At 64.6% G+C, this 18,347-nt stretch carries 15 protein-coding genes; 8 read left to right on the top strand and 7 right to left on the bottom strand.

What is annotated here, in order from left to right; genetic code table 11:
• Window positions 1-54: 54 nt before the first annotated feature.
• Complete coding sequence (locus D6Z43_RS08250) at window positions 55-1,473, bottom strand: transglycosylase SLT domain-containing protein (protein WP_120651482.1); 1,419 nt, start codon at window positions 1,471-1,473, stop codon at window positions 55-57.
• 232 nt (window positions 1,474-1,705) lie between these two features.
• Between D6Z43_RS08250 and D6Z43_RS08255 the strand changes: the two genes are divergently transcribed.
• The 3 genes from D6Z43_RS08255 to D6Z43_RS08265 all read left to right on the top strand — a co-directional run bounded on the left by D6Z43_RS08255 (window position 1,706) and on the right by D6Z43_RS08265 (window position 4,556).
• Complete coding sequence (locus tag D6Z43_RS08255) at window positions 1,706-2,512, top strand: TatD family hydrolase (protein WP_120651483.1); 807 nt, start codon at window positions 1,706-1,708, stop codon at window positions 2,510-2,512.
• Window positions 2,513-2,618: 106 nt separating this feature from the next.
• Window positions 2,619-4,100 carry a methyl-accepting chemotaxis protein gene (locus tag D6Z43_RS08260; protein WP_120651484.1) on the top strand — a complete coding sequence of 494 codons (1,482 nt, stop codon included), beginning with the start codon at window positions 2,619-2,621 and terminating at the stop codon, window positions 4,098-4,100.
• Window positions 4,101-4,196: 96 nt separating this feature from the next.
• Window positions 4,197-4,556, top strand: coding sequence for an Mpo1-like protein (locus D6Z43_RS08265; protein WP_120651485.1), 360 nt, complete (start codon window positions 4,197-4,199; stop codon window positions 4,554-4,556).
• A gap of 199 nt (window positions 4,557-4,755) precedes the next feature.
• On the opposite strand, the gene D6Z43_RS08270 is transcribed toward D6Z43_RS08265, so the two are convergent.
• The 6 genes from D6Z43_RS08270 to D6Z43_RS08295 form a co-directional block, all read right to left on the bottom strand.
• Window positions 4,756-5,556 carry an acyl-CoA thioesterase II gene (locus D6Z43_RS08270; protein ID WP_120651486.1) on the bottom strand — a complete coding sequence of 267 codons (801 nt, stop codon included), beginning with the start codon at window positions 5,554-5,556 and terminating at the stop codon, window positions 4,756-4,758.
• 117 nt (window positions 5,557-5,673) lie between these two features.
• The gene (locus tag D6Z43_RS08275) at window positions 5,674-6,435 is read right to left on the bottom strand and encodes a CHAD domain-containing protein (protein ID WP_120651487.1); all 762 of its coding nucleotides are present in this window, start codon (window positions 6,433-6,435) and stop codon (window positions 5,674-5,676) included.
• A gap of 56 nt (window positions 6,436-6,491) precedes the next feature.
• Complete coding sequence (locus D6Z43_RS08280; protein ID WP_120651488.1) at window positions 6,492-8,480, bottom strand: DUF3488 and DUF4129 domain-containing transglutaminase family protein; 1,989 nt, start codon at window positions 8,478-8,480, stop codon at window positions 6,492-6,494.
• The gene (locus D6Z43_RS08285) at window positions 8,477-9,424 is read right to left on the bottom strand and encodes a DUF58 domain-containing protein (protein ID WP_120651489.1); all 948 of its coding nucleotides are present in this window, start codon (window positions 9,422-9,424) and stop codon (window positions 8,477-8,479) included. The genes D6Z43_RS08280 and D6Z43_RS08285 overlap by 4 nt, the downstream gene beginning before the upstream one ends.
• Window positions 9,424-10,341: a MoxR family ATPase gene (locus tag D6Z43_RS08290; RefSeq protein ID WP_120651490.1), complete on the bottom strand. Its 918-nt coding sequence runs from the start codon at window positions 10,339-10,341 to the stop codon at window positions 9,424-9,426. The genes D6Z43_RS08285 and D6Z43_RS08290 overlap by 1 nt, the downstream gene beginning before the upstream one ends.
• A gap of 87 nt (window positions 10,342-10,428) precedes the next feature.
• On the bottom strand, window positions 10,429-11,091 hold the full coding sequence (locus D6Z43_RS08295; RefSeq protein WP_120651491.1) for a transglutaminase family protein: 663 nt from the start codon (window positions 11,089-11,091) through the stop codon (window positions 10,429-10,431).
• Window positions 11,092-11,243: 152 nt separating this feature from the next.
• Between D6Z43_RS08295 and D6Z43_RS08300 the strand changes: the two genes are divergently transcribed.
• The 5 genes from D6Z43_RS08300 (at window position 11,244) to D6Z43_RS08320 (ending at window position 18,334) form a co-directional block, all read left to right on the top strand.
• Complete coding sequence (locus D6Z43_RS08300; RefSeq protein ID WP_120651492.1) at window positions 11,244-13,691, top strand: acyl-CoA dehydrogenase; 2,448 nt, start codon at window positions 11,244-11,246, stop codon at window positions 13,689-13,691.
• Between the two features lie 72 nt (window positions 13,692-13,763).
• Window positions 13,764-14,174, top strand: coding sequence for a PA2817 family protein (locus tag D6Z43_RS08305; RefSeq protein WP_120651493.1), 411 nt, complete (start codon window positions 13,764-13,766; stop codon window positions 14,172-14,174).
• A 157-nt stretch (window positions 14,175-14,331) separates the two neighbouring features.
• Window positions 14,332-14,850 (top strand): RNA polymerase sigma factor, encoded by a 519-nt coding sequence (locus tag D6Z43_RS08310; protein ID WP_120651494.1) that lies wholly within the window; start codon window positions 14,332-14,334, stop codon window positions 14,848-14,850.
• On the top strand, window positions 14,847-15,806 hold the full coding sequence (locus tag D6Z43_RS08315) for a FecR domain-containing protein (protein WP_120651495.1): 960 nt from the start codon (window positions 14,847-14,849) through the stop codon (window positions 15,804-15,806). Before D6Z43_RS08310 ends, D6Z43_RS08315 begins: the two co-directional genes overlap by 4 nt.
• 149 nt (window positions 15,807-15,955) lie before the next feature.
• On the top strand, window positions 15,956-18,334 hold the full coding sequence (locus tag D6Z43_RS08320) for a TonB-dependent siderophore receptor (RefSeq protein ID WP_120651496.1): 2,379 nt from the start codon (window positions 15,956-15,958) through the stop codon (window positions 18,332-18,334).
• Window positions 18,335-18,347 lie beyond the last annotated feature (13 nt).

The raw sequence follows: 18,347 nt of genomic DNA on the forward strand, positions 1-18,347 counted from the left end.
AATTATTTGATATTAAAACCGGAAAATTCTCACCGGCTTCATCGAGTAATTCGATTATCTTCGAGTCTTACCGGCCGCTTTCGAAGGCTCCAGTAGATAACGCTCGCGATCGAAGGCCAGGTAGTACTTGTTCACGCTGTTGACGTAGGTCACCACGCCCATCCCGGCCTGTTCGGCAGCAATGCGCTCCACCTGGAAGAACCACTGGTTGGGATTCAGTCCCCGCCGCCGGGCTTCGGCGCGCATCCCCTGGACCCGTTGCGGGCCAAGGTTGTAGGCCGCGAGAACAAAGGCCATTCGCTCGCGATCATCTAGCTGCGCGCTGGAGAAGAAACTGCGGCGCAGCTTGGCCAGGTACCTGGCTGAGGCCTGCACATTATTGTCGAGCTTGTGGATGTTCCCTACGCCAACGCTGCTCGCTGCCCCCGGCGTGATCTGCATCAGCCCGGTGGCTCCGCCTGCCCCCTTGGCGGCCGGATTCAGGCTGGACTCCTTGTAGGCGAGCGCCGCGAGGCTGAGCCAGTCGAAATCATGCTGGTCGGCGTAGCGCTGCAGCACCGGGCGCACGCGTTCGAGCCGCTGGCGCTCAGTGCGGGCAAGTGGGTTGTGGACCTTGTAGAGACGACGATAGACGCGCTGGAACGCCGCATCCTGGTCTTCAGGTGCGCGGTACCCATCGAGGAAACGGTCGACGCTGGCCCGCAACGTCGGCGCATCACGACGAACGAACCAGGTCATATCACCCTGCCGGTCGAGCACCAGGTGTTTGTCCAGGCGCAGCTTCGGCATCACCTTGGCCCAGCGCTCGGCAATCGGCTGCTCCACCGCCGTCAGCGGGAAAATGCCGGCCTGGACCATCTCCAGCACATCTTCCACCGCCAGGGTCGAGTCGACCCATTCGATGACGATGGGCGCAAGCTTGCGCGCCGCCAGCTTCTCGTTCACTGGGCGCAACGCCTCGCCCGCGGCGCTGCCGACCGGTAACGCGATGCTGCGACCGGACAACTGCTCCAGGCGCTGGTAACGACGCTGCCCTTGCCGGCTGACCAACACCAGCGGTACATCCTTGCGCAGTGGCGCACTGGCGCTGATGTTGGCGCCAATGCCCTGGTTGACCAGTTCACCTGGCGCCACCAGATCACCTTCGCCCCGCTGCAACGCAGCCAGCAACTGATCCTTGGCCTTTGGGATGATCTTCAGCTTGATTTCACGCCCATCACGGGCATTTCGATTGAGGTACTGCTCGAAGGCCCGGATACGGTGGTACTCGACTCCGACCGGTTCGCCCTTGACCTCGCCAGAGCTGTTACGGCTCTGGTTCACCAGCACCTTGAGCACGCCACTACGGCGGATCTGGGCCAAGTCGCGGGCTTCGGCCGGCTGCTGCCAGACTTCCGGCGGCCCAGCCAGGCGAGCGCTTGCCGTGAAAGGCAGCAACGCCAGCAGGCAGAGCAGCAGCAACGGTCGCGTCATCAATTCTCCAGGGACTGGCGGGACGTCAGCGCGCACCCGAACGTGTAGAGTTGCTGCGCCGCGAAACCTTGGCTGGCGAGCGAGGGGCGCGGAGATTGTCACAGCTACGCGCCTGACGCCAGTCAAAGCGTGGTATTGACTTCAACATAAGGCGCCAAGTTCCTGTATAGATTGGTTTTTTTAATTGTTTCGAGCATTGTTCCGCGGCTCTGCTCCAATCCGAGGTAGCACCATGCAACTCATCGACATCGGCGTCAATCTGACCCACCCCAGCCTAGCCCGCGACGTCCGCGCCCTGCTGGAACGTGCGCAGGCCGCCGGCGTTCACCAAATGGTGCTGACCGGCACCAGCCTGGATGACAGCGAAAAAGCCCTGCTTGTCGCTGAGCAACTGGATGAAAGCGGTCGCCTGCTGTTCAGTACGGCCGGTGTCCACCCTCATGAGGCCAGCAACTGGAACAGCGATAGCCAGCGGCAACTCCGGGCGCTACTGGGCGAAGCCCGAGTGCGGGCCGTGGGCGAATGTGGCCTGGATTTCAATCGCGATTTCTCGCCACGCCCGCAGCAGGAGAAGACCCTCGAAGAACAACTCGCCCTGGCCGCCGAACTGGGCAAGCCGGTGTTTCTCCACGAGCGAGACGCCGATGAACGCCTGCTGGCCATCGTGCGGGAGTTCCGCGATCAGCTCAGTGCCGCCGTGGTGCACTGTTTCACCGGCGAGAAGCGCGCCCTCTACGGCTATCTGGACCTCGACCTGCATATCGGCATCACCGGCTGGATCTGCGATGAGCGTCGCGGTACCCATCTGCATGCCCTGGTGCGCGACATTCCCCGTGGCCGGTTGATGCTGGAAAGCGATGCGCCGTACCTGCTGCCACGAAGCCTGCGCCCTAAACCCAAACACGGCCACAACGAACCGGCCTTCCTGACCGAAGTCCTGCGGGAAGTCGCCCTGCATCGTGGCGAAAGCCATGAAGAACTCGCCCAGCACACCACTGATTGCGCACGCGCCTTCTTCGGGCTCCCGGCCATCGACTGAGTCAGGCAATCAGGTTCCTTCTTGATTCGGATCAAATCTGGTAGGAATTTTCCGTCAGAAAATAATGGCACCTTGCCAATACTGTCCGAGCCATAAGAAGAACATCATGGGTACCTGGATTCGCGATATCTCCCTGAAATACAAGTTCTGGGCCGTCAATGCGGTGGCCTTCTGCACCACCCTCCTGCTGGTTCTGCACGCACTTTACCTAGAGCAGCAGGGCCGCGCGGAAGACGCTCGCAATGCTGCTGCGACCCAGGCCCAGCTGCTGAAATCCTGGCCAACCGCCGAGTCCCTGCCCTCATTGCCCGGCGTCATCGCCTTCAACGCAGGTAGCGCCCCGCAATTACCCGGTGGCCAGTCTCTGGCCCGCGCCAATGGCTGGGTGGAGCTGGAGCACGACGGTCTGTTCGGCAGCAACCCCGCCATCGGCGCCCAGGTGTTCGATCGCACTGACGGTCAGCGCGTCGCCGTGCTGGCCAGCAGCCCGAGCATGGCCCAGTTGCTGGGCGCCCGCGCTGGGGAATACGCAATCTCCGTGTTCCTGCTGATGGTCGCCCTGCTTGCAGCTTCACAGTTGCTGATCCGTTTCCTGCTGAGCCACCTCAACACCCTCAAGGACGTGATGCTCCACGTCGAACGCAGCGGCGATCTTTCCGCCCGCGTACCGCTGGACAGCCGAGATGAAGTGGGCCAGATGGCCAACGCCTTCAATGCCATGCAAGCCGGCTATGGACGCGTGGTCGGCACCGTTGCCCAGGCCGTGGCCCGCCTCGACGAAGGCGCCGCACGCCTTGCCGGCAGCATGGGCGAGGTGCGCCAGGGCATGCTCGGCCAGCAGAGCGAAACCGATCAGGCCGCCACCGCCATCAATGAAATGTCCACTACCGTGCACCACATCGCCCAGCATGCGGCGGACACCCGCGACCAATCGCAGAATGCCGATCAGCTTGCCGGTGCCGGCCAACTGGTGGTGGAACGGGTCGAACATTCCATCACTGGGCTTTCATCCGGCGTGCAACAAACCGCGGAGACGATTCAGCGCCTGGCCGAGGACAGCCAGAAGATCAGCGGCGTCGTCAACGTCATTCACGGCATCGCCGAGCAGACCAACCTGCTGGCGCTGAACGCTGCCATCGAAGCCGCGCGTGCCGGGGAAATGGGCCGCGGGTTCGCTGTCGTGGCAGACGAAGTGCGCAACCTGGCCAGGCGCGTGCAGGACTCAACCGACGAGATCACCAGCATGATCGGCGCTCTCCAGGCCGGTACTCGCGACGCCGTGGAGTTCATGCGCGAAAGCTCGATCAAGGCCAACGATTGCGTGCACGCCGCCCAAGAGGCTGGCGCCGCCCTGGCCGCCATCACCGGCGCGGTCGCCCAGATGCGCGAAAGCAATACCCAGATCGCGGTGGCTGCCGAGCAGCAGAGCCAGGTGGCCGAGGAAATGACCCGCGCCGTGGTAGGGATTCGCGACGTTACCGAACTCACCGTCAGTCAAACCGTGGAATCTGCCGCCACCAGCAATGAACTGGCGGAACTGGCTAGCGAGCTGTCCCAGGCGATTCGCCAGCTCAAGCTAAGCGCCTGAAAGTTCCGCCCCACGCTATCCGCTCCATAGGGAGAAGGCATTCGCCGGCCCATCAGGGCCGGTCTATGCTGCCGACATCCCCTCAAGGAGCCGGACATGGGCAAACGACTTCCCAACCTGCATGCATGGCAATGGCGGACGTATTCCGACAATCACCAGCATCCAGCCAACCTGATCCTGCATGTGATTGCCGTACCGCTGTTCATCGTCGCGGCCATTACCCTTGTCTACGGACTGTTCAGCCTGAGCTTTCGGCCGTTCGTGCTGGGAATCATCGGCATTGTCGCCTCCCTGGCACTGCAGGGACGCGGGCACAAGCTGGAAGCGGTAGCACCGGAACCCTTCAGCGACCGCAAGGACGCCGTTGGCCGACTGCTGGTGGAGCAGTTCCTCACGTTCCCTCGCTTCCTGCTCAGCGGCCAATGGTGGCGCAACTGGCGCAAGAAAAAGCACTGAGCCATCAGAGTCGACCCGGACTCCGGCTCGTGGACATCAAGAGGTCTACCCGAACTAAAAGGTCCTGTTTCGCCGCAGGGTGCGCCATACGCACCGGCTCGCGCTCGGAGGTAGGACAATCGCGGCCCAATCTCCGCTGGTGCGCGCGGCGCACCCTACAGATGACCCCCACCCTCCTTGCACGACCTGCACAGGGCGATCAGCCGAACACCACCACGGTCTGCCGACTCATCGCCACCAGGTCGCCGTCCGGCGTCCACAGGGCCGCCGCCGCATGGCCGTAACCATCGCTGGCGTGCTCGATGCGCGCGCGATACCTGCACCAGTCATGGGTATCCAGCTTCGGTAGCGGCTGCACGAACTCGATGGTCCAGGTCAAAGTGCTGCCCGGTGCGGGTGTTGGCAGGTGCGGTACGGTGGCCGGCGGCCACGCGTCCACCAAGGCCAGCAGATGTGCCTCGGTGACAGGCTCCCGCTCCACTTCGCCACGAAAACGTACCCAACCGCCCATGTCGCGTTCGCGGCTCCCGGAAAACGGCATGCCGCCGATGGCCCAGCGCATGGCCAGGTGACGGGTGAATTCCGGTGTAACACCAGGAATGAAGGGCAGTTCGAAGCAATCTGCCGCGGGCTTCATGTCGGGTGCTGGCTCAGCGGCCATCTGCACCACCGACTGACGCGAGCCGCCGAAGCTGCCCTGCACCAACGCCACTACCTGGCCCTTCTGCACCACACGGCAGAACACCTGGCTCACTGCCTTGCCTTCGCGCAGCAGCTCGGCCTCGAAGCTGGCAGGCACTTCGGGCTCCAAAGGGCCGACGAAAGTCGTGGCCAGGGATCGCACCGGCCGGCCCGGCTCGACCTTCGCGCGCATGGCTTCGAACGCCAGCGCCGCAACCACACCACCGAAGGCGGCCCGCCCCTGTCCCCAGGTGGCAGGCACCACGATCTCATTCGGATTGCTGCGCGCCGCCTGGATCAGTTCGGAGAATAATTTCATCTGGAGTCCCTGTAGTGAATCGCTCAGTCGGCGATCTTAGGGCATTGCCCCGCAGGCTCGAAAGGCGCGTCGCAAGGCTGCCGCGCCAACGCCGATGGGATACCCGCCATGGGCGAATCAGGCCAGTCGCCGCAGCAGCTTCTCCAGTACCCGGTCCGAACGGACTTCAGCGGCATGCAACGCCACCTGCCACCCACGAATTCGCGGGCGCAGGTCAGGCTCCTGGTCCGCACGGCCCAACCACTGCAGGTTGTCATGCCATTTGCCCAGCGCGGATTGCGCACCCACCAGCAGCCGCCGGGTCTTGGGCGACAACTCGATCAAGTCCGGGTAGGCGTCCACGCCGTAGCGCAGGCGCTTGATCAGCAGCCGCAGGCGATGACGGTCGTGGGCGGGATCCTGGAGCGCCTGTACGAGACGGCGGTGACTCTTGCCAAGGGATTTGGCCACTGTCCTGCACAACCCCTTCAGCAGCCCCTCGCGATCGTACACACGCATCAGATGGGGCCAGGCTTCGAGCACCAGGAACAGGCGAGCGAGCTCCGGGGCCAGCAGAAACTGTGCATAGCCAAGGTGCCGAGCGCGTTCCCGGCCCGGAGTCAGGCGATCCAGACCGTGACTGCGCAACTCGATGATCAGCACTTCCAGATCCCGCAATGGCCCGCTCAGACTTGCCAGATCGGCAGCCGCCTGGTTCAGCACGTCGACTGCTGGCAACCCGCGAAAAGGACGCAGCAAGCTACGCAGGCGCCTGGTTGCAACGCGCAGGTCATGCAGGGCCTCGTCATCCGTACCCGCGGCCAGCCGCTCGGCACAGGCATGCATGCGAACCTCCAGACCAATGACTTGGGCGATCAGGTCATCCAGCATTCCGGCCATCTTCTAGCTCTCCAGGGGTCAGGCGCGCAGGCGACTACGGCAGTACTCAGCATGGATCATCCGCGCGCACCGCGCAGGCGCCAGGGCAATGCCTTACGCAGGGCGCGCAGGTGCCTGGCCGGATCGGACGTCCACTGGCTGGCATATCGGCTAGCCTCGAAGGCTGCGAGGAAGGCGCGGATCTGCGCCGCCTGCCGGGGCAGCTCGCGGCTTGCACGCTCAGCGAAGGCGCGCGGCCCTTCGCCCTTGCCACGCACTACGCCATGGCGCGCCAGCAATTGCTCGAAAACCTGGAACTGACGCAACTGGGGGTCGCGCTCACGTCGCCATGGCGCGAACAGAAACAAGGCCAGCAGCGCCATCAGCACTGCTCCGGCACCGACCAGGCCCAGGCCGAGCGAGCGCCCATCCAGGGTGCCGAACCAGCGCCGCACAAGCTCCATCTGCGCCTCTCCCTGGTAGCCCAGTACCCAGCGCTGCCAGCCGTAGTTGAGATTGTCCCAGGCCAATCGCACCTCGTTCAGCCAGGCCAGCTGTCGAAAGCGCAGAGGTGAAAGGGGTGACCCCTCGAGGAAGCTCTGCTCGCTGGCCACTGCATCTTCAAGGCCACGCTCGATGCGGCTCGGCGCCACTTGGAAAGTTGGATCGACGCTGATCCAGCCGCGTCCCGGTAGCCAGTATTCCACCCAGGCGTGAGCGTCGAACTGATGCACCAGCACGTAGTTGCCGGCAGGATTGAGTTCGCCACCCTGATACCCGGCCACCACCCGCGCGGGAATGCCGGCGGCTCGCAGGACGAAGGTCATGGCGCCTGCATAATGGGCACAGAACCCCCTGCGGGTATCGAAGAGAAACGCATCAATATTGTCCTCACCCAGCGGCGAAGGCTTCAGGGTGTAGACGTAAGGCTCGCGATTGAAATGCGCGAGCAGTGCATCCACCAGCTGTTGCGGCTCAGCGTACTGCCGCTTGAGCTCCCCGGCCCAGGCCCGCGTTCGCGATTCACCTGCCTCTGGCAGCTGCAGGGCCCTGCGCAAGGCATCGGGGTTGCCATCAGGTTCGCGTACCGCCTTAGGCCAGGAGGTGACCTGGTAGAGCAGCGGGCGATCGACCGGCGTGCGGCGCTCGAGGCGGAAGTCCGCCCGCGGGCGCACACCCTCCTCGCCCGTCTCGGCCACATCCAGGCCAAACAGCCACGGCCTGCCGCTGGGCTGCATGACAATGCTGTAGCGCAGTGGCTCACCTTCCCGACGCCAGACCGCCTCCTGGCCGAACTGGGAAGTGAGAGATTGGGACCAGCGGCGCCCATCAAATCGCTCAAGGGTCAGCGCGCGCCAGTAGAGCTGGCTCATGGGCGGCACCGGACCTTCGAAGCTGGCGCGGAAAGCCAGGTCGCCGGAGCGGCTGAGTTCGGCGATATCCGCTGGACTCATCGCATCCGCCAGGCCGGTAACCCCCTTGTCACTCGGCAGGGGCAGCGACCACAGCGGCCCCAGGCGCGGAAAGAACATGAACAGCAACAGCATCAGCGGCACCGCCTGTAGCAACAGGCTGCCCGCCGCCTTCAACGGCACCAGCGGGCGTTCAGCGAAGCGGCTCTGCTGCAACCCCACCAGGGAGGCCAGCAATGCGCAAAGGGGCAGCAGGCTGTAGAGCCCGGCCAGCATGCCGTCGTTGAACAGATAGGCGGTGACCTGGGTGAAGAACCCGAGGAGCACCAGCACCAGGGCATCACGCTGGGTGCGCAGTTCCACCAGTTTGAGGATGAACACCGCCACCAGCAGCACGACCGCCGCCTCCAGCCCAACCAGCGTGCCCCTGGAGAAGAATACGCCCAGCGCGACCGCGAGGATCAGCGCGGCCTTGATCGTGCCGCTGGGGTACTGCGCACGCATGCGGAATATCCGGATGCGCCATCCAGCACAGCCCAACCACATTGCAATGATCCACAACGGCAGGTAGGGCAGATGCGGCAGGATCACCAGCACCTGCGCCACCAGCAGCCAGGTCAGGCCGATCCGGGTAATGGGCAGGCCGGCCTTCATCGCGCCCCCCCGAACAGGGCCAGGGCCCGCAGGCAGGCTTCGCGGTGGGCATCACCGGTGTCGGCGCCCAGCTCCTGGCCCCCCAGGCGCAGGCCGAAGGGTTGGCCACGGGAAGAAAACTGCAACACCCAGTAGCAGAGCAGACCCAACCGCTGCTCCAGATCGCCGTCCAGCCGATCGAGGTCGAGCCAGACATCACGCCCGGACAGGGCGGCGAAGTCCTTTACGAACAGCCCCTGGCCGCGAGAAAAGGCCTTCCAGTGCAAGCGGCGACGCGAATCGCCCGGCTGGTAGGCGCGCAGCCCCTGGTAGTCGTCCGCCCCGGCACCGAGCACATGCTGGCCTTCGTCGCCGTCATCATCGCCACGGCCAGGCATCAGCGGCAGATCGCCCTCCAGCGGGCGCGGATAGACCAACAGGGCCTGGTCCAGATCCACCCAGCTCCACGCCACCAGCAACCCGAGCGGATAACGGCTTTCGACGCGCAGGCGTCGGGGCCGCAGCCAGCCACGCCGTCCGGTAGGCAAGTGCAACTCCACCTCGCAGGCGCCATTGGCGGCTACGTCCTGCACCTGCAACGGCAAGGGCGGCCAACCCAGCGCGACGGCCTGGTGCTCCCGGCCGCTGCTTTCCAGCGTGACGTGGAAGTGCGCTTGCTCGCCGAGGAAAACGGGCGCACCACCCGCTGCCTTGAGGTTCAGCCCCGAAAGGTTGCGGAAGGTGTGCAGGATGGCCACCAGGAATACCGACAGCAACAGGAAAGTCAGCGCGTAGGCCAGGCTGTTCTGGTAGTTGATCGCCACCAGCAGCATTGGCACCAGGGCTAGCCCGAAAGCGGCTCCGGCGCGGGTTGGCAAGATGAAAATCCGTCGCTGATCGAGACGTACCTGGTTCGCTGGCGGGATGCGGCGCGCCAGCCAGCGATCGACCTGGACTTCCAGCATCAGAGAGCCGGCACTTCGCGCAGCAGCCACTGCACCAACGCGCCACCGCCATGTCCGGATGGATCGGCGCGCTCGCGCAGGCGATGGCCGACTACCGAAGGCAGAACCGCCTGGACATCTTCCGGTATCACATAATCGCGCCCTGCCAACAGGGCCCAGGCACGCGCAGCGGAGAGCAACGCCAAACTGGCGCGGGGCGACAGCCCCCAGGCGAACTGCGGTTGGCTGCGGGTGGCATCCACCAGGCGCAACACGTAATCCACCAGCGCGTCGCGAGCCACCACCTTGGGCACTTCGGCCTGGATAAGCCCCAGCTCGGCGTGGGTGAAAATGGGTTCCAGGCGCGGCAGCAGCTCACGCCGCGCCTCGCCTTGCAACAATGCCTTCTCCGCCGCCCTGGCCGGATAGCCGAGGGACAGGCGCATGAGGAAGCGGTCCAGTTGCGACTCCGGCAAGGCGAAGGTACCGCCTTGGCTGGCCGGGTTCTGCGTGGCGATGACGAAGAAGGGTTCCGGCAGCGGGCGCGTGGCCCCCTCGATGGTCACCTGCCCTTCCTCCATGGCTTCCAGCAACGCGCTCTGGCTCTTGGGAGTGGCGCGGTTGATCTCATCGGCCAGCACCAGCTCGGCGAACACCGGCCCCGGGTGGAAGACGAACTGGCTGCTGTCCTTGTCGAACACCGAGGTGCCAAGGATGTCACCGGGCAGGAGGTCCGAGGTGAACTGGATGCGCTGGAAGCTCAGCCCCAGCACCTTGGCCAGGGCATGGCCCAGGGTGGTCTTGCCCATACCGGGCAGGTCTTCGATCAACAGGTGTCCACGGGCCAGCAGGCAGGTCAGGGCCAGGCGTACCTGTGCTTCCTTGCCCAGCACTACCTGATTGACCGCGTGCAGACAGGCATCCAGTTTGGTTCGCATTCGTCGCTCCCTGTGCAATGCGACGATGCTACTGGCAGGGCGGGTAATGGCAAAGCGCCCGGCAAACTTTACTCATGAAACTGTGCGTCAGCTCGCTGCGCCAGCCTCGGCATGCAGGTCGCCGGTCAGGAAGGCCGCGCCCTCGCAGAACAGGTGCGGATAAACCTCGGCAAGGTGATCGAAGAACAGTTGCTCAGGCAGGTCAGCGAACTGGCCGTGGTCCGCCAGGTATTCCATGTAGCGCTCGCCCTGGCTGTTGAAGGGGTGGAAAACGCTGTCCTGGCGTCCGTCGAACTCCAGCGGAGGCACCTTGAACAGCCGGCACAGCGCCAGGTTGAAAGCCGGTGTGGCCTTGACCCAGCGGCCGTCGAGGTGCAGCTCGGTGTAACCGTGCATGGCGAACACCTCGCTGCGCAGGAGCTCCAGCAGTCGGGGCGTGGCCAGGTGGTTGCGCACGTCGGCGAGACCAATGCGTGCAGGGATGCCGCAATGCCGCGCGCATGCCGCCAGCAGGATCGCCTTGGGCACGCAGTAGGATTCGCCCGCCCCCAGAGCATGGCTGGCCTTCAGAGTCTGCGGGTCCCGGCTGAATACATAAGGGTTGTAGTGGATCTCGTCGCGCACCGCGCGGTACAGGCTGACAGCTTGATCGATTGGGTCGCGGCTTGCCCCACGGTGCATTTCCGCGAACTCGACCACCAGGGTGTGGTCACTATCAACAAAGCGGCCGGGCTCCAGGAAGTGCTGCATGGCGTGTTCTCCTGCGGGTAAGTCGCAAGTCTATCCAGCGCCCCGCCGCCCCGGGTACGACATACCGGCCAAGCTCGCCGTTCCTGTCGCCATGGCCATGGTTGGCGATTAGTCTCGTGACGGCCCCTCGCCGCCATCAAGGAGGATCGACCATGCTGTTGCTCTGGATACTTGCCCTGGGCCTGGGCGTCGCCTATCTCGCCCACCGCCGCATAGCCCCCCTGCCCGCGCTGGCCCTGGTGGCCGGTTATCTGGTGCTGATGGGGCTGTTCGGCCATTCACCCGGCTGGCTGCTGCTGGTGTTCTGGCTGCTCTGGCTGGCTGTCGCGCTGCCCCTGGCGTTGCCCGGGCCACGTCGGCAATGGCTCAGCTCACCGCTCTTTTCCTGGTTCCAGCGAGTGCTGCCGCCCATGTCCGAGACCGAGCGCGACGCCATCGAGGCCGGCACCGTCTGGTGGGACGGCGAGCTGTTCAGCGGACGTCCGGACTGGCGCAAGCTCCTGGACTCCCCTCGCCCGCAGTTGACCGAAGAGGAGCAGGCCTTCCTCGACGGTCCTACGGAAGATCTCTGCGCCATGGTTAGCGACTGGGAGATCGGCCAGAAGCTCGACCTCCCGCCTGAGGCCTGGGAGCACATCAAGAAGCACGGGTTCTTCGCCCTGATCATCCCGAAGGAGTACGGCGGCAAGGGCTTTTCCGCCTACGCCCACTCCCAGGTTGCAATGAAACTCGCGACGCGTAGCGGCGACCTGGCCTCGACCGTGATGGTGCCCAATTCTCTCGGCCCCGCCGAACTGCTGCTGCACTACGGCACTGACGAGCAGCGCCGGCACTACCTGCCACGTCTTGCGAGCGGCGAGGACATTCCCTGCTTCGCCCTTACCGGGCCACTCGCCGGCTCGGATGCCGGTGCCATGCCGGACGTCGGCATCGTCTGCAAGGGCCAGTGGCAGGGAGAGGACGTGATCGGACTGCGTCTGACCTGGGAAAAGCGCTACATCACGCTCGGTCCAATAGCCACTTTGCTGGGCCTGGCCTTCAAGGCCCACGATCCGGACCATCTGCTGGGCGATGAAGAAGATCTTGGCATCAGCCTCGCGCTCATCCCGACGGATACCTCCGGCGTGGAGATCGGCCGGCGCCACCTGCCTTTGGGCGCGGCCTTCATGAACGGGCCGAACTCTGGCAAGGACGTGTTCGTGCCCCTGGACTTCGTCATCGGTGGCCAGGCCATGCTCGGCAAAGGCTGGATGATGCTGATGAATTGCCTGTCGGTAGGCCGCTCCATTTCCCTCCCCGCCGCCTCAACCGGTGCCGCCAAGTTCACCAGCCTGGTAACGGGCCAGTACGCCCGCATACGCGAACAATTCAACGTACCCCTGGCGGCCTTCGAAGGCATTCAGGAAGCCTTGGCGCGTATTGCCGGCAACGCCTGGCTGATGGACAGCGCGCGCATCCTCACTGCCAGCGCGGTGGATCTGGGCGAGAAGCCTTCGGTGCTGTCGGCCATCCTGAAGTACCACCTGACCGAGCGCGGCCGCCAATGCATCGGCCACGCGATGGACGTACATGGCGGCAAGGGCATCATCCTCGGGCCGAACAACTACCTGGGGCGCGCCTGGCAGGGAGCGCCCATCTCCATCACGGTCGAAGGCGCCAACATCCTCTCGCGCAACCTGATGATATTTGGCCAGGGCGCGATCCGCTGCCATCCGTTCGTGCTCAAGGAAATGGCCCTGGCCGGCCGCCAAGATCGTGACCAGGCGCTGGAGGAGTTCGACCAACTGTTACTGCGGCACATCGGTTTCGCCGTGGGCAACGCAGCCAGCAGCCTGCTGCTCGGTCTCAGCCTTGGCCGTCTTGGCGACGCGCCCGGCGACAATCTCTGCCGTCCCTACTTCCGCGCCCTCGATCGGCTGGCAGCTGCCTTCGCCCTGCTCGCCGACTGCAGCATGCTATTGCTTGGCGGCGAGCTGAAACGTCGTGAGCGGCTTTCCGCGCGACTGGGCGACGCCCTGAGCTACCTCTACCTGGCATCGGCGGCTCTCAAGCGCTATCACGACCGCGACTACCCCGAACACCTGCAACCACTGGTGCGCTGGGCACTGGAGGAAAGCCTGGGCAAGGCCGAGCAGGCCCTGGACGGACTGCTCGACAACTTCCCAAATGCCTTCATGGGCGGCCTGCTGCGAGTACTGGTGTTCCCCCTCGGCCGTCGCCATCCCGGCCCCTCGGATGAGCTGGACGCCGAAGTCGCCGGAGTGATCGGCCGCGACCGGGGAGATCCGGCGCTGGAGGAGCTGCTCGCAGGCTGCTACCGCCCGCAATCCGCCGAAGACCCAGTAGGCGCGCTGCAGCAGGCTGTCGACCTGGCCGACAACTGCCAGCCCTTGCAGCGCAAGCTGCAACAAGCGGTCAAGGCGGGCAGCCTGAAACCCGCCACGGATGAGTCCCTGGTGGACGCAGCCTTGGCCGCGGGACTGATCGATGCCGCCGGAGCCACGCAGTTGCGTGCCCTCGAGGCGGCACAGCGGCGAGTCATAGACGTCGACGATTTCAGCAAGGACGAACTCGCGCCCAGCGCGGGCAAGATTCGCTGAGCCCGCAGGCAGGACAGCCGGCGCGGCGGGCCTTATACTCCCGCGCCCGATCCAGTTTCAGGAAAGTCCGCCATGTCCAATCCCTATCTCGACCACCATCTCGCCCTGCTCGCGCACCTGCGCGGCATCCTGGTCGCCCTGGGCGAGGCGGAGCAGGTTCCCGAGGAGAACCATGCGCTCTTCGTCGAGCGCTTCGACGACCTGATGGGCGAGCTCCCGCGCGACCCGGAAGGCAGCCTGTACCTTGGCCAGGACCTGATCAGCCAGGTCTTCCATCGCTACCCGCAGATCGCCCACCTGGTCCCACGCGATCTCCTCTGGTTCTTCGGCGGCGACTGCCTGCACTTCATGCCCGACGAAGAAATCGACCTGTTCCAGCGCCTCGATGAGCGCCGCTACGAAGCCGAACAGAACGGCGAGCCGTTCGACTGGAACCTGGAGAAGCGGTTGCTGGCCCTGCCGGAAGACAGCAACAAGCACTGACACCTGCCGGGGCGGCACTCTCTGCCGCCCCATCTTCGCGCCGAATTTCGCCACCCATCGCCCGCCTTCCCGACACAATTGCGGCAAGGTGCCAGCCTCTGCCATCATTGCGAATCATTCGTAAACACTCTTTCAAGTACTTCTCAATGAGGTCAGCGTGTCGGTCGGTAATTCCGCAAATCCGCAACTGGTAGGGCTGCTTTACCGAGACCATCGTGATTGGCTGTTCCACTGGCTTCGCAAGACGGTGCAATGCCCCCATCGCGCCGAAGACGTGAGCCAGGACACCTTCGTCCGCCTGCTCGCACGGACCGACCTGCAACCTCCCCGTGAACCCCGTGCCCTGCTGGCTACCATTGCCCGCGGGTTGCTGGTGGATCAATTCCGTCGCAATGACCTGGAACGCGCCTACCTGGACGAACTGGCCCAGGCTCCGCAGGACCTGCACCCAAGCCCCGAGGAACAGGCACTGATCCTGGAAAGCCTGCGTGAAATCGATCGTCTGCTTGGCCAGCTGTCCAGCAAGGCGCGTGCCGCGTTCCTCTACAACCGCCTCGACGGCCTGGGCCACGCCGAGATCGCCGAACGCCTGGACGTTTCCCCGTCACGGGTTCGCCAGTACCTGGCCCAGGGTATGCGCCAGTGCTACATCGCGCTTTACGGAGAGCCGGCATGAACCGGGTATCCGCGCGTGCGCTGGACGAGGCCATTGCCTGGCAGCTTTGTCTGGATTCCGGTGAGGCGACCGACCGCGAGCGGCATGAATTCCGCCGCTGGCTAGGTGCCCACCCGGAGCATGCCCAAGTGTGGCAACAACTTTCCGGCATCGATCAGCAACTGGCAGCAGCAGCCTCCGCCCACGCCCGTCGCGCGCTGTTGCGCGGCGGTGGCGTACGACGGCGCAGCCTGCATCGCCTCTCAGGCAACGCCCTGGCTCTCGTACTCGCAGTGGGCCTTGGACTCGGCCTTTTGGCCCAACAGCGCCCACTGGGCGATTACCTGGCCGATGAAATGACGGCCAACGGCGAGCACCGCGAACTGCGCCTGGCGGACAACAGCCTCGTGCAGCTCAACAGCCGTACCGCCCTGGATATCGACTTCGACGGACCACAGCGTCGCCTCTACCTGCGCAGGGGTGAGATCCTGGTGAAGACCGGTCACGACGACCCGCGCCCTTTCATCATCGAGACCAGCCAGGGCCGCCTGCAGCCTCTCGGCACTCGCTTCCTGGTGCGCCGGACGGGTGAGGCGACCCAACTGATCGTGCTGGAGTCCGCCGTGGCGGCAAGACCGCACAACGGCTCGGTCGAGCGCGTGGTCCGCTCTGGCGAACAGGTCTGGATCGATAGCGAGCACCTTGGGCCCACGCGCGCTGCTCCTGTGGGCGCCGAGGCCTGGAGCCGCGGACTGTTGGTAGCGGAGGACATGCCGCTGCCCCAGCTGATCGACACCCTGAGCGAGTACCACAACGGTTATCTGGGCCTGGACCCGGGCCTGGACAATCTGCGCATCAGCGGCGTCTTCCCGCTCAACGAAAGCGACAAGGCCCTGGCCGCCCTGCCCCCCAGCCTCCCCGTGAGCATCGAACGCATCGGTCGCTGGTGGACACGCGTGGTACCCGCGAAGGACTGAAGACCGCAAGGTGGGCAGAGCCGCGCTGCCCACCTCGAAAAATCACGCCCAGGGACGGGGAGAAAAGTTTTTGGCGTCCCCCTGTCACTTTTCGATTCTCGCTCGGCAAGAAGGCATTGAGACGATTTCTCACTTAGGAGATATTCGCAATGCAACTTGCTTCCGCGCCCTTCCGCCACACCCTGATGGCGCTGGCCATCACAGTCGGCAGCCTGGCCAGCCAGGCCCAGGCAGAAACGTATCAGCTGCCCTCCGCGCCGCTGGCGAGCACCCTGAACCGTATCGCGGCCGATGCCGGCATCGTTCTGAGCGTCGATCCCGCCCTGACCGCAGGCAAGACCGCCCCCTCCGTGCAAGGCGACCTGAGTCCGCTGCAGGCGTTGTCCGTGGCGCTGCAGGGCAGCAACCTGCGCCTGGTGCAGAACGGTTCCGATAGCTACAGCCTGGCGCCCGTGGCCGACGAGGCGATGAGCCTGCCGGATGTGAACATCGACGGTAACCGCAGTTACGAAACCGCCTGGGACCCCACCACCGGAATGGTGGCCACGCGCACCGCCGCTGGCACCAAGACCGACACGGCGATCAATGAAATTCCCCGCTCGATCTCGGTCATCACCCGTGAGCAGCTCGACTCGCGCCCCACCCTCAGCCTGAACGATTCGCTGCGCTACACCGCCGGCGTGATGAGCAGCGGTTACGGTTCCGACTCCCGCGCCGACTGGCTGAAGGTGCGTGGCTTCGTGCCGACCCAGTTCCTCGACGGCCTGCCCCTGCCGGTGGGTTCCTTCGCCAACCCGAAGATCGAGCCCTGGAACCTGGAGCGCATCGCTGTTCTGCGCGGCCCGGCATCCTCCGTTTACGGCCAGACCCCGCCCGGCGGCCTGCTGGACATGGTCAGCCGCCGCCCCCAGGCCGAGCAGGCCAACGAGGTTGAGCTGCAGGCTGGCAGCAACGAGCACAAGCAAATCAATTTCGACAGCACCGGCAAGATCGACGACGAGGGGCAGTTCCTCTATCGCGTGAGTGGCACCGTGCGCGACAGCAACTCGCCCGTCGACCATATCCCGGACAAGCGCTACAACATCGCGCCGAGCCTGACCTGGAACATCAACGACGACACCAGGCTGACGTTCCTCTCGCAGTACACCCGCGACGATACCGGTATCACTGGCCAGTTCCTGCCTCTGCAGGGCACCAAGATCGACTCGCCGTTCGGCAAGATCTCGCACCACAAGAACCTGGGCGAGCCGGACTGGGACTTCTACGACCGCACCTACTACGCGCTGGGCTACTCCTTCGAGCATCGCTTCAACGATGTCTGGCAGTTCCGCCAGAACCTGCGCTACACCAAGAGTGACCTGGAGTTCCAGGCAGTGAACGTCTCCACCTTCAACACGGTCGACGCCGACGGCAACGTCAGCCGTGAATCCGGCATCGTCGATGAGGACATCAGCCAGTTCGCCGTGGACAACAACTTCCAGGCCGACTTCAGCACTGGCGAACTGGACCACACGCTGCTGCTCGGACTCGACCACCAGCGTTCCAACAGCAACTACCGCTGGCTCTATGGCTTTGGCGTGCCGCCGATCAACGTCAACAACCCGATCTATGGCGCCGACCTGTCGAACGTCACCTACTTCACCCTCCAGGACTACAACCAGAAGACCTACCAGACCGGCCTCTACATTCAGGACCAGATCGCCCTCGATAACTGGCGCCTGACCCTGGGCGGCCGCGAAGACTGGGTACATACCGGTACCGAGTTCTTCAACCAGAACGACATCACCAATACCCAGCGCGATGTGGCCTTCAGCGGCAACGTGGGTCTGAGCTACCTGTTCGACAACGGCATCACCCCGTACATCTCCTACGCCGAGTCCTTCCAGCCCTCCATGGGCGCCACGGTCAGCACCACCCAGTCCTTCGAACCCACCGAGGGCAAGCAGTACGAAGTCGGCATCAAGTACCAGCCGCCCGGCACCGACGCCATGCTGACCGCCGCCGTATACGACCTGACCCAGACCAATGTCAGCGTCACCGAAGGCAGCGTGACACGCCAAATCGGTGAGCTGAAGCTTCGCGGCCTGGAGCTGGAAGCCACTGCCGACATCACCGAAAACCTCAAACTGGTGGCGTCCTACAGCTACACCGACAGCGAAATCCAGAAAGGCGTGGACAAGGGCAATCGCATGGCCCAGGTACCGCGCAACCAGGCCACCGCCTGGGCCGACTACACCTGGCACAGCGGCATCCTCGACGGCTTCGGCGTTGCCGGTGGCGTGCGCTATGTCGGCGACAGCTACGGCAACACCGCCAACACCTGGCTCGGCCACACCGGTTCCTACACTGTGTACGACGCCTCGGTGCACTACGACCTGGGCCGCCTGAACAGTTCGATGCGCGGCCTATCCGTGGCAGTGGACGCGAAGAACGTGCTCAACAAGGAATACCTGTCCACTTGCGACGGCTACTGGTGCTACTACGGTGACGAACGCACCGTGGTCGGCAGTGTGAATTACAAGTTCTGACGAAGCACGGCCG

Source organism: Pseudomonas sp. DY-1, assembly GCF_003626975.1.
Lineage (GTDB): Bacteria > Pseudomonadota > Gammaproteobacteria > Pseudomonadales > Pseudomonadaceae > Metapseudomonas.